Source organism: Thalassospira lucentensis, from assembly GCF_050516545.1.
Classification (GTDB): domain Bacteria; phylum Pseudomonadota; class Alphaproteobacteria; order Rhodospirillales; family Thalassospiraceae; genus Thalassospira; species Thalassospira lucentensis_C.
Window position 1 is genome coordinate 692,528 of record NZ_CP191544.1, and the last position, 13,573, is coordinate 706,100.

Here is a 13,573-nt window from a genome sequence, read left to right on the forward strand (position 1 = left end):
GTGACGGCAGGCTTTCCTGCCGTCATCGTCTTTTTTATCGTATTTATCGCAAGGTGTGCTGGCACTTCCCATATCCGAAGCAGCAGCATTACCCACAGACAGGTTGGATTTTCGCTTTGAAACCCGGTGCACGTATCGCCGCCGTTATTGAACTTTATGACGGTTGGACCCATACCCGAGACGACGCAGACCGCGTTGTATCAGCCTATTTCGGATCACGCCGTTATATCGGTGGTGGCGATCGCCGTGAAATCAGCGAACGTTTCTATAACCTGATCCGTCATCAAGCCCGTCTGGGTTGGTGGTTGGCCGAATGCGGGTATGAGTTTCAGGACGGTCGTGCACGCATGATCGCTGATCTGGTGTTGCATGATAGTTTGAAAATGGTCGACCTTGAAGACCGTTTTTGTGGCGAACAATTCTGCCCGGACCCGCTTCACCCCAATGAAAAGCATCTGATCAACAAATTGTCTGGCCAGAAGCTTGACCATGATGCACAGCCAGGTGCGGTTAAAACCGAACTGCCAAAATGGCTGTATGCGGAATTGATGAAACTTCATCACGAAAATCTTGCTGACGAAATGGCGGCGTATAATAAGCCAGCCAAGCTTGATCTGCGTGTCAACCGCCTGCAAGGCACCGTTGATGATGCCATCAAATCGCTCAATGCGGATGGCGTCAAAGTGATCGAAAGAACGCCTTATGCCCCGCATGGTCTTCGGTTGCCGCTGGGTGTCAACATGCTGGTGACGGCCGCCTATAAAGATGGCCTGATCGAAATTCAGGACGAAGCATCCCAGATTTGCGTCAATGTCGTTGATGCCAAGCCGGGCATGACCGTTCTTGATATGTGTGCAGGTGGCGGTGGCAAGACGCTTGGTATTGCGGCGGACATGCGCGGCAAGGGTCGTATTCTTGCCTGTGATACCCATGGTGCCCGTCTGGATAATACGCGCAAACGTGCGCGTCGTGCTGGCGCTGGTGATTGCATTCAGCAACGCATCATTTCCGATGAACGCGATACATGGTTGCGCAGCAAGTCCGGTTTCTTTGACCGTGTTTTGCTTGATGTCCCATGTTCGGGACTGGGAACGTTGCGCCGTAATCCGGCTTTGCGCTGGCGTATTGGTCAACGCGATGTCCGTGCGATGATGGCAGAACAAAGCAAAATTCTGAAAGCCGGTGCTGCGCGGGTAACGCGCGGTGGACGTCTGATTTATGCGACCTGTTCGATCATGCCCGAAGAAAACGAACGCCTGATTGAAACCTTTATGCGTGATCGCAAGGATTTCAAACCGGTTCCGATCAGTGATATCTGGCCGGACGCACCGAAATCCGTTCCGGTTCCGGGTGGGAAAGACAAGCCGTGGCTGCGTCTTTCGCCAAACGTTCATGGAACAGACGGTTTCTTTGTTGCGGTGTTCGAACGGACGGCAAAAAAATAATGGCACCTGCGGCAATGGCATATGGAACCCAGATCCAGCCCGCTGCCGCCCTTAATCTGCCTGCACAAAAAAAGGCCCTGCGCACATATGTCGCAGGGCCAGTTTTGTTTTACCGTAAACGCAAGATTGCGTTGAAGACATCTTCTACAGGCTGCTCAGGCAACCAAATCAAACCGGGCTTAGAGGACTGGACAGATCAATTATTCTATCTTCTGGGCCGGTTCGTTAAGAGGATCTTCCTTGGCGGCACCATCGTTGTTAAACAATTTGTCCATGCCCGGAACTGTGCTGCCATCTTCTTGTGCCTGTGGTTTGGCTTCGTTCTGGCTATTTGTCATCGGGTCGGACGTCATCGGTGCTTCACCGACTTCGGCATCAGGGGCCGGAATTTTCGGGATGTTAACAGCGCCGGTCGCATTGCTGCTGTCTTCAGTACCAAACAATGGAAGCGTCGCGCCGTCGTCTTTTTGAGTCATGGCGATCGCGGTCGCGGTACCGGCAATCAGAATAAGGCCAGCAACGGCCATTGCGATTTTACTACCTTTGGAAGTGCTCATAATCTTGTGTCCCTTGCTTTGATCAAGTGTGCTGTGCTCATGATCGGACGCGATGTTTCCCGCGTTCCGTTGATGGGTAATCTGCCCGATCATTGCGATGGAAAAAGGGACCAATTGTGTATTTTTCAGGGGAAGATGCGCGCAAAAACGCCGCAATCCTCCCCAAATGTCCGGTTTCAGGGCAAAGGATTTTCGAATGCATCATTGGGGGACCATCTGCGCCGGGTTGCCCAACATGATGGTTTGGCGTATGTACGGCGCAACCCCATCTTCGACGGAGATACGGCCCGATGACTGATCGCGTGCTGATTATTGATTTTGGATCTCAGGTCACCCAGCTGATTGCACGTCGTGTGCGTGAAAGCGGTGTCTATAGTGAGATCCATCCTTTTAATAACATCTCGGATGAATTCCTTGATGAATATGCCCCAAAGGCCGTGATCCTTTCGGGTGGTCCGGCGTCTGTCCATTGGGACAAGGCACCTTCCGCCCCGACCAAGGTGTTTGAGCTTGGCGTTCCGATCTTAGGCATTTGCTATGGTCAGCAAACCATGGTCAACCAGTTGGGCGGCAAAGTCGCAACATCTGACCATCGTGAATTTGGCCGCGCCTTTGTCGACGTGATCGAAGACTGCGCGCTGTTTACCGGTGCGTGGGCCGAAGGGGCGCGCGAACAGGTCTGGATGAGCCACGGTGACCGCGTTGACGCATTGCCGGATGGTTTCCGCGTTGTTGGTAAATCTGAGGGCGCACCGTTTGCCGCCATCGCCAATGACGAGAAGAAATTCTATGCGGTTCAGTTCCACCCGGAAGTGGTTCATACCCCGCATGGCGCACAGCTGCTTAAGAACTTCACCCACGGTGTTGCGGGATGTTCTGGCGATTGGACAATGAATGCCTATAAAGACGATGCGATTGATAAAATCCGCAAACAGGTCGGCGATGGCAAAGTCATCTGTGGCCTGTCAGGTGGTGTTGATAGCTCGGTCACAGCCGTTCTGATCCACGAAGCGATTGGCGATCAGTTGACCTGCGTATTTGTTGATCATGGTTTCATGCGGTCGGGCGAAGCTGATCAGGTGGTGAACCTGTTCCGCGACCATTACAACATTCCGCTGGTGCATGTTGATGCCTCTGACACCTTCATCGGTGCCATCGAAGGCGAGATCGACCCGGAAACCAAACGCAAAACCATTGGTCGTCTCTTCATCGAAACCTTTGAAGAAGAAGCCAAGAAAATCGGCGGTGCTGATTTCTTGGCACAAGGGACGTTGTACCCTGATGTGATCGAAAGTGTGTCCTTCACCGGTGGTCCGTCCGTAACGATCAAATCACACCACAATGTCGGTGGCTTGCCCGAGCGCATGAACATGAAGCTGGTCGAACCGCTTCGTGAATTGTTCAAGGATGAAGTCCGTGATCTTGGCCGTGAACTTGGTTTGCCTGACAGCTTCGTTGGTCGTCATCCGTTCCCTGGACCTGGTCTTGCGATCCGTATTCCGGGCCAGCCGATCACGCGTGAAAAGCTTGATATCCTGCGCAAGGCCGATGCGATCTATCTTGAAGAAATCCGCAATGCGGGTCTGTATGATGCGATCTGGCAGGCCTTTGCCGTTCTGCTTCCGGTGCGCACCGTTGGCGTGATGGGCGATGGTCGGACATACGATTATGCCTGTGCGCTGCGTGCAGTGACCTCAACCGATGGCATGACCGCGGACTTCTATCCATATCCGCCGGAACTTCTGGGCCGCATCGCCAACCGGATCATTAATGAAGTCAACGGCATCAACCGTGTCACCTACGACTTCACATCCAAACCACCGGGAACCATCGAGTGGGAATAAGTTTTCCGATACCGGAAACCATAAACGGCGCGTCCATTGGGCGCGCCGTTTTGTTATGAAATCATAGGAGTCTCAGTGTATATTGCACGAGTGAATTGTACTCTAACCAAACAGCGTGTTCACTTGGGCTTAGGTTTGTGCCGATATTGATTGTTATCGAGTTCATGAAGTCAAAAGAGAAGAAAATGTTCATTAGGAGTTGTGACGAACACGACAGCGAAGATTTGTTCGCTTGGCGGAATGACCCGTTGACCCGAGAAATGTCTTTGAGTACGGATTTAGTTTCGAAAGCTGTTCACGAACGCTGGTTTGCAAACAAATGCAGCGATCCCAATTGCTCTCTGTATATTGGAGAGAAAGGTGGCGAAAAAACCGGTGTTGTTCGGTTTGACTATGACCCAGCAAAAATATTGGCTGAAGTATCGATTAATCTAAATCCTCAGTTTCGTGGGAAAAGGATCTCCGTTCCATTTTTATTGGTAAGCATAGAGGCTTTCCACAAAGTTAGAGATTGTCCCATTTATGCCTGCGTGAGGGATGAAAATGTTGCCAGTTGCAAGTTGTTTAGTAAAGCAGGTTTCCACGAAACGAAGGTGGAGAATGGTGTGCGCGAGTTCATTCTGGCCCGATAATAATCTATTGTAGTAAGAGGATGGGACTAATGGCAAAGATCACATTTTGTAAAATTGATGGGACAGAATCGCAGATCCAGTGCCTTTACGACATGTTGAACAAGCGTGTTCACAATATCAGCCATAGTAAAAATCCGTCATACGAGGAGCATAGGGATTTTGTGCTCAACCACCCGTATCGATTTTGGTACATCGTTGTGAAAGACGATTTACCAATTGGAACGTGCTATGTTATGGAAAGTAATTCCGTGTCAGCCTTTCTGGTCGATGGCGAAGAGGAATACTTGGATGGTGTTATACAATTCATTTTAAGTAATCACAAACCTCTGGAAGAATTGAAGTCCTTACGTCCTTCTCACTTTTATATCAATGTTCCAACAGGAAATATTGACATGAAAGAACGTCTTTCCAAGATGGGTTGGGTAGAAATTCAGACGACGTTTTCATTGGCAGAACCATACAATATATCGAGTGAGTAATTTGTTTAGTATTTCTGGTCGAGTTGTTGGCAGTTCAAACGCGCCGTATATTATCGCGGAGCTTTCAGCTAACCATAATGGGTCTATCGAAAGGGCCAAAAAAAGCATACTGGCAGCTAAGCAGGCCGGGGCGCACGCAGTAAAGTTGCAAACCTATACGGCTGACAGCATGACAATTGATTGTGACCTGCCAGATTTCATGATTAAGGGCGGATTGTGGGATGGCTATAGTTTATATGATCTCTATGCCGAAGCACACACACCATACGAATGGCACAAGCATCTTTTCGAGTTTGCCAAAGAAATAGGCATAACAATATTCTCTTCGCCATTTGACGAAACTGCGGTGGATTTGTTGCAGTCTTTGGATGCTCCTGCCTACAAGGTCGCCTCATTTGAGCTAACAGACCATCTCTTGATTGAGAGGATAGCTACGGCAAAGAAACCATTGTTGATGTCAACAGGTATGGCCTCTGAGATTGAAATCGGTGAAGCGGTTGAAGTGGCTAGAAGTTGTGGTGTTGAAGAAATATTGCTTTTCCATTGTATAAGCAGCTACCCGGCACCAACAGAACAATGCAATCTCAACAATATCTTGTATCTTAAGCAGGAGTTTAATGTCGCAGTTGGATTATCTGACCACACGTTAAACAATACAGCTGCAATTGCGGCAGTTGCATTGGGAGCGGTGGCGATTGAGAAGCATTTTACGTTAAGCCGTGCTGAGAAAGGCCCTGATAGTGAATTCTCTTTGGAGCCAGATGAGCTTGCTTCGCTAGTCAACCATACAAAAGAGGCTTGGCTTGCTCTCGGTCAAACGAAGTTTGCTCGGGCAGGGGTGGAAAACGCAAGCAAAGCTTTCCGTCGATCTCTTTACTTTGTTCGAGATGTTGCCGCAGGTACTCAGCTAACGGACAGAGATGTGCGTAGGATTCGTCCAGGTTTTGGGTTAGAGCCAAAACACTACTCAGTGGTAATTGGTAAGAAAGTTAAATGTGACGTTTTTCGCGGTGAACCAGTTCGATGGAATGTTTTGAGCGACTGACACCAATTTTGAAGTAAGTTGCGCGAATAGTAGCAAAAAATTGGTTGTCTCGTCAGGGCGTTAGTCGTGACGAGGTCCTTCCGATCCGCAATCTCCCGTCGAATTGCACGCATTTGACAATGCCTGCTGCACACTGCGCTGCCAGTTAAATGTCAGGCAGGACGACAGGGATAGGACTGCGGCGATTGTAATGATCAGGCGAAGCGGGCGCATGGTTCCAAAGCCTCTATTTTCTCAAAGCAGGTAGTCCAACACCTGTGGTCTCGAACCCGCCATCTGCGGCAATGATCTGACCGGTCACAAAACTTGCTTTGTCCGAGCACAGGAACGTAATTACTTCGGAAATTTCGGACTCAGAGCCATAGCGATTAAGTGGCATGGCATCAAGATAGGCCGAAATTATGTCTGTTGAGTGCACCGCCATCGCAAGTTTGGTTTTGACCGGGCCGGGGCAGACGCAATTGGCGCGGATGCCAAATTCACCCAATTCTGCGGCCTGTTGTTTGGTCATATGAATGACGGCGGCTTTTGATGTGCCATAGGCAACGCGCAAGGTAGATGCCCGCAGGCCGGAGATCGAGCCGATATTGACAATCGCACCGCTGGTTTCCTTCAAGGCCGGTGTCGCGGCCTGAGATACCAGAAAGACGCCATCAAGGTTGGTGTCCATGATCCGGCGCCATGTGGCAAAGCTGGTTTCGCCAATCGGCAGGAAATCGGCAACGCCGGCATTGTTCACAACAGCATCAATCCGCCCGAATTCGGACAGCACCGCATCGATCATTTGATCGACCTGTTCGGGGATCGATACGTCATAGGCGAACGGTTTTGCCTCGGTTAGGGGGGCTGCCGCGGTTGAGAGTTCATCGCTGTCCCGGTCGACCATGGCAACGTTCCAACCCTGTTCGATGAACAGTTTGGCTGTTGCCAGTCCAATTCCACGGGCCGATCCGGTCACCAAGGCGATCTTTTGCGTCATTCCAAATGTCCTTTCCTGAAACATTCCCTATAACCGTGACCTTGGGTCATCGGTTTGGCGCGCGCACATTGCACAGCGACCAATTGTTGGTGCCATTTAGGCAAAACAAACCGGATGCGGCAAGTGCCCGATCACATCGGTGTTTTGAAAGTTCGATTTGGAGATGGGTTAAAACAACTGCGTCGCATAAACCAGCATGGTAAACAGACTGACAAAATAGGCAATCGAACGCACGCCGTTAATGCCCGGAACGCGAGATATGCCAGCAAGGTAGAAACCGCCATGCGCAATCCGCGCAATCAGGAAGATCGTTGCACAAGCAATGGTGATGCTGTTTGAAACGCCGATGGCATGCGCGATCAGGACAAGGATCGCAAAGGGTACTAGATTTTCCAGATGGTTCTGATGGGCACGAAGACCCCGTGCAGCAGCCCCTTCGCGTTCAGGAAGATTGTCGCGATTGCCCATAAGGCTCTTGCCACCAACCCCGCGCTGCTTGGCATAGGCATAATTATAGACCCACGGGAAAGCGAGGCAGAGCAAGGCGTTGACAACAAGAATGGAAAGTTCATAGGTCACGGGGAAAATCCAGAATTTTGCGACAGATAAATGGCTTACGCAAAATGCCCGCCATCCGGATCAGTTTTAGATGTCCACGTTGTCCGGTTTAACTGATCCCGAATGGATTTATGCATGAAGTGAATGCGATGAAGCGCCATCAAGTTTTCTTTTGGGGCGGTATCATTTTGTCCCATACCTGCTGCATGCGGCGGTTGGCTGCATGAAACCGTGCAATTTCGGCCGGGGACGGGTTGGGGGCGTGATCCTTCATCGCGTTCCACGCAACTTCCATGTCATCCCATGCTTGAACCACTTCGCTTGGTAGCTGTTCAAGGCCGGTTTTGGCATTCTTGTAATGTGCCGACAAGCCAAATTCCCAGTCCTTGAAGGTCTGTTGAAGCTTGGCATGCTCTGGAATAGGGCGGGGCGTCATGGGAGCTTCCTTATGAAATTGCCATCACCCGTAACATAAGCGGCAATGATGCCGATCAATGTCAGATCAAAGGCAATTTTGGGGCATTCATCCCGCCGTCAGTCGGAAAGGCGGTGCAGGATAACAGCATTTCCATCCGCTGCGCGATGTAATGCCCCTAACCATCCTTTTCAAATTCCAGAAGATCACCCGGCTGACAGTCAAGTTCGTGACAGATGGCGGCAAGTGTTTCAAACCGCACGCCCCTGACCTTGCCCGATTTCAACAGCGACAGGTTCTGTTCACTGATGCCGATGCGCGCGGCAAGGTCTTTGGACTTCATCTTGCGGGTTGCGAGCATCACATCCAGTCGCACGATAATACCCATTAGACGAAGCTCCGGTTTTCATCATCAATCCGCACAGCTTCGCCAAGAACCCAGGCAATAACAATGATCAAGGCGCCAAGGAACAACGTGCTGGCTTCGGCGTTGCTGAGCCCGATAGACAGAACCCGTTCGCCTGCCGGCCGGTGAAACGTCGCCAATACCGATGTTGCCGCCCCGGCAAGGGGTTTGATCAGTGTTTGCGCCAATAACGCAATGCCAAAGGCTCGCAGATGCATGATCGGTTCACTGTGAAAAATGGTGTTTTTGGCAAAGGCGCCAAACATCCGGCGTAGCCGATCCAGCCCATAGCTCATGACAAGCGACGGGATCATCATGACGCCCATGGTGGCGTATTTTTGCCAGCCCGAAAGACTGTGCAGTTCGGCAATGCTCACGGTCATCTGACTGCTGCTTGCTTCGACCCAGCCGGGTACGTACCAGATCAAAGGAACAAGGCAAATCTGAAAAATGATCGCCAAGGCACAGGCCCAGTAAAGGACTGTGCTGACATTGCGCACATTTTTAAGTGTATCTGTTTTGAGGATCGTGGACATTTGGGGCTTCCTTTGTCGTGGGGTGTTCGCGAATCGATCAATTTATTAACGTAAAACATGAATATATTCATGAATTGAGTCAATATATGAATTTACAGCCCGAGAATTAAAGCCGGATGTGACACTTGCCAATGTCGGTCGCGCCCTTATGTGGATCTCACTTTTTGGACCGACCTTGGGGATGATTGGGCGGTGATATGTGCTGGTTTGATGGCTGTGTTGCATGGTTCCCCTTGCCATCGACCGGCAGGCATGGAAAATAGACCCCATGTCAGAAAGCAAAACCAAATCCCCAATGACCGCAACCAAGACGTCCGCAGATGATGCAGATTGTCAGGAATGCGATACTGCTGCCCGTCTTGGTCTGAGCACCGAGCAGGGCGAAGCCGTAACCCGTGATGCATCGCGCGCGGTCGGGGCGGAATTGGCATTGCCTGATATCGAGGCGGCGGCGAAAATCTTTTCGCTTTTGGGGGATGCCGGGCGGTTGCAACTTGTCCTGCGCTGTATGGAAAAACCGCAAACTGTTGGCGAGCTGGCCGATGCGACCGATATGTCGCAATCACTGTGCAGTCATCATTTGCGCCATCTCCGCCATCAACGGATTCTCGCATCTGAGCGGCGTGGGCGGCATATTTTCTATCAGATTGATGATGAACATATCTCGCGCGTGGTCCGTGATGTGTTTGCCCATGTGACGCACGACTAACATCTGCGCGCGATCACAAATCCATTTTCATTTGTAACTTCAATGTTTTGTGCTGCTGCTTGCTGAAAGTGGGGCGGTGCGGATGGCTATACCGGAATCTAACATTCAAACCGTCATTTGAATGTTGTTGACAAAGCAAAACATGAATCATAGTTTGAATATAACATATGAATGAAAATTTGATTTTGTGAGGAGCGAATGTCTTTCATCGCGAAATGGAACGATCTTCCGGCGATTGGAAATTGCGCACAGTGTCAGGAATCCCTGCTTGCGGCTGTGAATGGCGCTTTGCCAGACCATGGCTTTGTCAGTGACGGGACCGGGATATCCACCACAAACCCGATCAGTGCGGAAGATGAAGCCATTATCGGCAACGTCCTTGCCCGCCACGGCACATCGATTGCCCATTATCAATGGCAGGTATCGGGCATGGATTGCGGTTCATGCGTTGCCAAAATCGAAACCGCCCTTGGCAAGATTGACGGGGTTTCCTGCGTTGATGTGTCGATGATGCGTGAAAATGTGACACTGGGCTTTGATGACGCCCATGCGCATAACCGCGACGGGATCGCCTCCACATTGACCAAGCTTGGCTACCCGGCACAGGAAAAAGGCGCAAGCAGTTCATCGGTCAAAGACTCCGGCGCATCCTGCTGTGGCAATGGCGCAAGTTGTGGCAGTGATGTCAAAGCCAGCACCCATGCAGATGGCAAAGACGCAGCCCCGCAAAGTCTGTTGCGGCGCATTGCCCCCTGGTCATCGGATAATGACGAGATTGCCTTTGCCGCGATCTGTCTTTTGCTGGGCGGATTGATCGGGGCGATTGTGCCGGTAACGGCCCCTTATGCGATGTCTGTGGCATCGGTTTTGGCGGCAATTCCGGTGATGAAAAAGGCCGTGCGTCTGGCGCAAAGCGGGGCGATCTTTTCAATCGAACTTCTCATGTCGGTTGCCGTGCTTGGTGCGGTTGCGATTGGCGAAAGCCTTGAAGCCGGCATGGTCGTGCTGTTATTTGCCATTGGTGAACGGCTTGAAGGTGTGGCTGCCGGGCGCGCACGCAGCGGGGTGAAGGCCCTGATGAAGCTGACCCCGGAACAGGCCCGGCGTGTCAATAGCGGTGGTTTTGAAAGCATCTCGCCGCGTGATCTTGCGATAAATGACATTGTTGAAGTCCGTCCGGGCGAACGCATACCGTCAGATGGCGTGATCGCATCCGGTGCGGCCGAAATCGATAACAGCCACCTCACAGGTGAATCTGTCCCTGTCTATTGCGAAATGGATGCCGAAGTCTTTGCCGGTGCGATTGTGACCGACAGCCCGGTTCGGGTGCGCGTCACCCGTGCAGCAGGCCAGACCATGCTTGATCGCGTGATCGAGCTGGTTGAACAAAGTGAAAAGCACAAAGCCCCGGTCGAACGGTTTGTCGCCAAATTTGCCCGCATCTATACCCCGATCATTATGGGTTTGGCCGCAACCACGATTATCATTCCGCCCGTATTGTTCGGGCAGGCATGGGATGAATGGGTCTATCGCGGGTTGGCATTGCTTCTGATCGGCTGCCCCTGTGCCTTGGTGATCTCAACCCCGGCGGCTGTTACGTCGGCCTTGGCCCGTGCGACCAGAATTGGCTTGTTGGTCAAAGGTGGGGCCGGGCTTGAACTGATTGGGGCGGTGCGCACCATGGCGTTTGATAAAACCGGAACCCTTACCGAAGGCAAGCCAAAGCTGACAGCGATTAAAACCCGGGATGACTATGGTGAAAATGGGATTCTGACCATTGCAGCAGCACTGGAAACCGTGACCTCACACCCGCTTGCCCGTGCTGTGGTGGAGGCGTCAGAAAACCGCCATCTTGCCCTGCCGGTGGTTGAAAATGCCAAGACCATTGCCGGGGCAGGGGTCGAAGGGCGCATTGATGGTGTGATGTATCAGGTCGGGGCGGTTAAACGCCTGAAGGCATCCGTCGATGATGCAACGGCCAAATGGCTTGAAGATCAGGAAGATGACGGCTCTACCGCCGTGGTTGTTCTAAAGGACGGTCAGGTGATTGGTGCCTTGGCCTTGCGCGATGTTGCCCGCGAAGATGCCAAATCGGCACTGGCCGAACTTAACAGGCTTAACATTACCCCGGTCATGCTGACCGGTGATGCGGACCGGGTTGCCCGACGCATGGCGTCTGAATTGGGTATGGACTATCGGGCGGAACTCTTGCCCGAAGACAAACTCAACGCGATTGCCGCCCTGCGCAATGATCCGGATCGGTCCGGTCCGGTCGCGATGGTCGGCGATGGCATTAATGATGCCCCTGCGCTGAAAGCGGCCGATGTCGGGATTGCGATTGGTGGCGGAACGGATATCGCTCTTGAGGCCGCCGATGCGGTCGCGATTAAGGATCGCCTGGGCGATGTGGTCAATCTGGTGAAACTGTCGCGTGCGGCGCGCGGGGTGATCCGTGAAAACATTGCGCTGGCAATCGGACTTAAGGCGGTATTTCTGGTGACATCCATCACCGGCCTGACGGGCCTTTGGTTGGCTGTTCTGGCCGACACAGGCGCGACTGTTCTGGTCACAATCAATAGTCTGCGTTTGCTAATTGCTTTAAAGTCGGCCGACACAATGTCCAAGGATTGATAGGGGCTACCAATGGATTACCATAGGTTGAAGTAGAATGTTTGAATGTGAGGATTTAGGTGGTATTCTGACCTCCAAATATACAGGAGGGGTAGGATATGCGAAATGCACTAATTCTCACTGCGATGCTACTTGGTGGATGTGCAGGATGGTTGCCTCAGTCAACTCCTGACACCTTAGGCGCGAAAGCTGCTGCTTCGACCTATATCCCGATTGATCCTTTAAAAGTTGTGATTGCGTCGGGGTCCAATTGCGATCCATCGGCCTCAGATTATGTCTTCTTAAATACCCTGCCAGACAATTATCTGCGAATGGCAATCGGATCGTTCGATGCAGATGGCAATATTCAATTCGGTGTTGGTTCGGTTGGCGGGGAGAACGAGCAGTTCAAGGTTGTTCAAGATTATATCAATGCTGATACGGCCAACGTCCGCTTCGCGATTTCTTGGGTACGCGAGGGGAGTGATCCCAGACCCTTCTATGCAATGTCAGCTGATGAAGCGGCAAAGATGGGGTATTCCGGGTCTGTGCGACGTATCGATAGTGATCAGGCTATAACGTCTGATTTTTATGTCGGGGCGGATCAAATTGTTATCCCGGTTTACATTGGCGTAGGGTTGCGCATTACCGCAGATGTAACCGTTATCAAGGCGAATACAAAAATCACAAGCCTTGGCGCAATTGGTTTTGAGGCAAGTGCGAATAACCTTACGGGTACATTGGTTGTTCAGACTCTTGGCATTACCGGCGACAAAGTTCGTGCTTCAATTCCTATGCCGAACGAATTGAACAATACGACTGTGCAGAACTCGATAATGGCTCTCGGTGCTATAAAAGCAACATTGGGGGATAGTGCGGTTATTGCTCAGCCACGTGCAACAGGGTTTTACAATCCAATTGGTTCATCTGACAAAGGATTGATGAATGCAATCGTTTCAGAGTTGTCGCGGGAACCAATTGTTTGGGAACAGGAATGTGGATTGCGTGCAGAGAGCTGAAATGAAGGTGTTGTGTCTTTGTCCTCTTCTGCTGCCAGGCTCTTACTCGATCACCGAGGCATAAAGAGGAAGCGGCGGTTATCGTTTCCCGCATCGATAACCACCGCTGATCCACCTTGAGAGACCTACGGGGAGAGAGGACCCGTAGGTGAGAGACAAGCCATTTGGGGACAAATGCGAATGGGTTGCATTCGCGGGCTGTGTCGAGACCTGTTATAGGGGGCGAAAAAGATGGGCGCAAGTGAAAATCGTTATCAATTGCAAATAATTTTTGATTGATGATTGTCTTATGTATTTATCCCGACCTGAATACTCGGATAATTTGCTGGTTTCCTGCGG

Annotated in this window: 14 protein-coding genes; 8 read left to right on the forward strand and 6 right to left on the reverse strand. The window is 51.4% G+C overall.

Annotated elements, in window-relative coordinates; genetic code table 11:
* Positions 1–116: 116 nt before the first annotated feature.
* Positions 117–1,445, forward strand: a complete 1,329-nt coding sequence (locus ACQ0MK_RS03035; protein ID WP_430474770.1) for an RsmB/NOP family class I SAM-dependent RNA methyltransferase — start codon at positions 117–119, stop codon at positions 1,443–1,445.
* 200 nt (positions 1,446–1,645) lie between these two features.
* On the opposite strand, the gene ACQ0MK_RS03040 is transcribed toward ACQ0MK_RS03035, so the two are convergent.
* Positions 1,646–2,002, reverse strand: a complete 357-nt coding sequence (locus tag ACQ0MK_RS03040) for a hypothetical protein (protein WP_430474771.1) — start codon at positions 2,000–2,002, stop codon at positions 1,646–1,648.
* A 290-nt stretch (positions 2,003–2,292) separates the two neighbouring features.
* On the opposite strand from ACQ0MK_RS03040, the gene guaA reads away from it, so the two are divergent.
* The 4 genes from guaA (at position 2,293) to pseI (ending at position 6,002) form a co-directional block, all read left to right on the forward strand.
* A complete protein-coding gene (gene guaA / locus ACQ0MK_RS03045) occupies positions 2,293–3,846 on the forward strand; it encodes a glutamine-hydrolyzing GMP synthase (protein WP_430474772.1) in 1,554 nt (517 codons plus the stop codon).
* A 137-nt stretch (positions 3,847–3,983) separates the two neighbouring features.
* Positions 3,984–4,478: a GNAT family N-acetyltransferase gene (locus ACQ0MK_RS03050; protein ID WP_430474773.1), complete on the forward strand. Its 495-nt coding sequence runs from the start codon at positions 3,984–3,986 to the stop codon at positions 4,476–4,478.
* A 29-nt stretch (positions 4,479–4,507) separates the two neighbouring features.
* Positions 4,508–4,957, forward strand: coding sequence for a hypothetical protein (locus tag ACQ0MK_RS03055; protein WP_430474774.1), 450 nt, complete (start codon positions 4,508–4,510; stop codon positions 4,955–4,957).
* The gene (gene pseI, locus ACQ0MK_RS03060) at positions 4,950–6,002 is read left to right on the forward strand and encodes a pseudaminic acid synthase (RefSeq protein WP_430474775.1); all 1,053 of its coding nucleotides are present in this window, start codon (positions 4,950–4,952) and stop codon (positions 6,000–6,002) included. The genes ACQ0MK_RS03055 and pseI overlap by 8 nt, the downstream gene beginning before the upstream one ends.
* Positions 6,003–6,228: 226 nt before the next feature.
* Here pseI and ACQ0MK_RS03065 read toward each other — a convergent pair whose 3' ends face one another.
* The 5 genes from ACQ0MK_RS03065 to ACQ0MK_RS03085 all read right to left on the reverse strand — a co-directional run bounded on the left by ACQ0MK_RS03065 (position 6,229) and on the right by ACQ0MK_RS03085 (position 8,896).
* Complete coding sequence (locus ACQ0MK_RS03065; protein ID WP_430474776.1) at positions 6,229–6,981, reverse strand: SDR family NAD(P)-dependent oxidoreductase; 753 nt, start codon at positions 6,979–6,981, stop codon at positions 6,229–6,231.
* A gap of 168 nt (positions 6,982–7,149) precedes the next feature.
* On the reverse strand, positions 7,150–7,560 hold the full coding sequence (locus tag ACQ0MK_RS03070; protein WP_430474777.1) for an MAPEG family protein: 411 nt from the start codon (positions 7,558–7,560) through the stop codon (positions 7,150–7,152).
* Between the two features lie 139 nt (positions 7,561–7,699).
* On the reverse strand, positions 7,700–7,975 hold the full coding sequence (locus ACQ0MK_RS03075) for a hypothetical protein (RefSeq protein ID WP_430474778.1): 276 nt from the start codon (positions 7,973–7,975) through the stop codon (positions 7,700–7,702).
* 157 nt (positions 7,976–8,132) lie between these two features.
* Positions 8,133–8,342 carry a helix-turn-helix domain-containing protein gene (locus tag ACQ0MK_RS03080; RefSeq protein WP_350160681.1) on the reverse strand — a complete coding sequence of 70 codons (210 nt, stop codon included), beginning with the start codon at positions 8,340–8,342 and terminating at the stop codon, positions 8,133–8,135.
* On the reverse strand, positions 8,342–8,896 hold the full coding sequence (locus ACQ0MK_RS03085; protein ID WP_430474779.1) for a DUF2975 domain-containing protein: 555 nt from the start codon (positions 8,894–8,896) through the stop codon (positions 8,342–8,344). Before ACQ0MK_RS03085 ends, ACQ0MK_RS03080 begins: the two co-directional genes overlap by 1 nt.
* Before the next feature lie 268 nt (positions 8,897–9,164).
* Between ACQ0MK_RS03085 and ACQ0MK_RS03090 the strand changes: the two genes are divergently transcribed.
* The 3 genes from ACQ0MK_RS03090 (at position 9,165) to ACQ0MK_RS03100 (ending at position 13,234) form a co-directional block, all read left to right on the forward strand.
* Positions 9,165–9,605: an ArsR/SmtB family transcription factor gene (locus tag ACQ0MK_RS03090; RefSeq protein ID WP_430474780.1), complete on the forward strand. Its 441-nt coding sequence runs from the start codon at positions 9,165–9,167 to the stop codon at positions 9,603–9,605.
* 198 nt (positions 9,606–9,803) lie between these two features.
* Complete coding sequence (locus ACQ0MK_RS03095) at positions 9,804–12,236, forward strand: heavy metal translocating P-type ATPase (protein WP_430474781.1); 2,433 nt, start codon at positions 9,804–9,806, stop codon at positions 12,234–12,236.
* 98 nt (positions 12,237–12,334) lie between these two features.
* Positions 12,335–13,234, forward strand: coding sequence for a hypothetical protein (locus ACQ0MK_RS03100; RefSeq protein WP_350046183.1), 900 nt, complete (start codon positions 12,335–12,337; stop codon positions 13,232–13,234).
* Positions 13,235–13,573 lie beyond the last annotated feature (339 nt).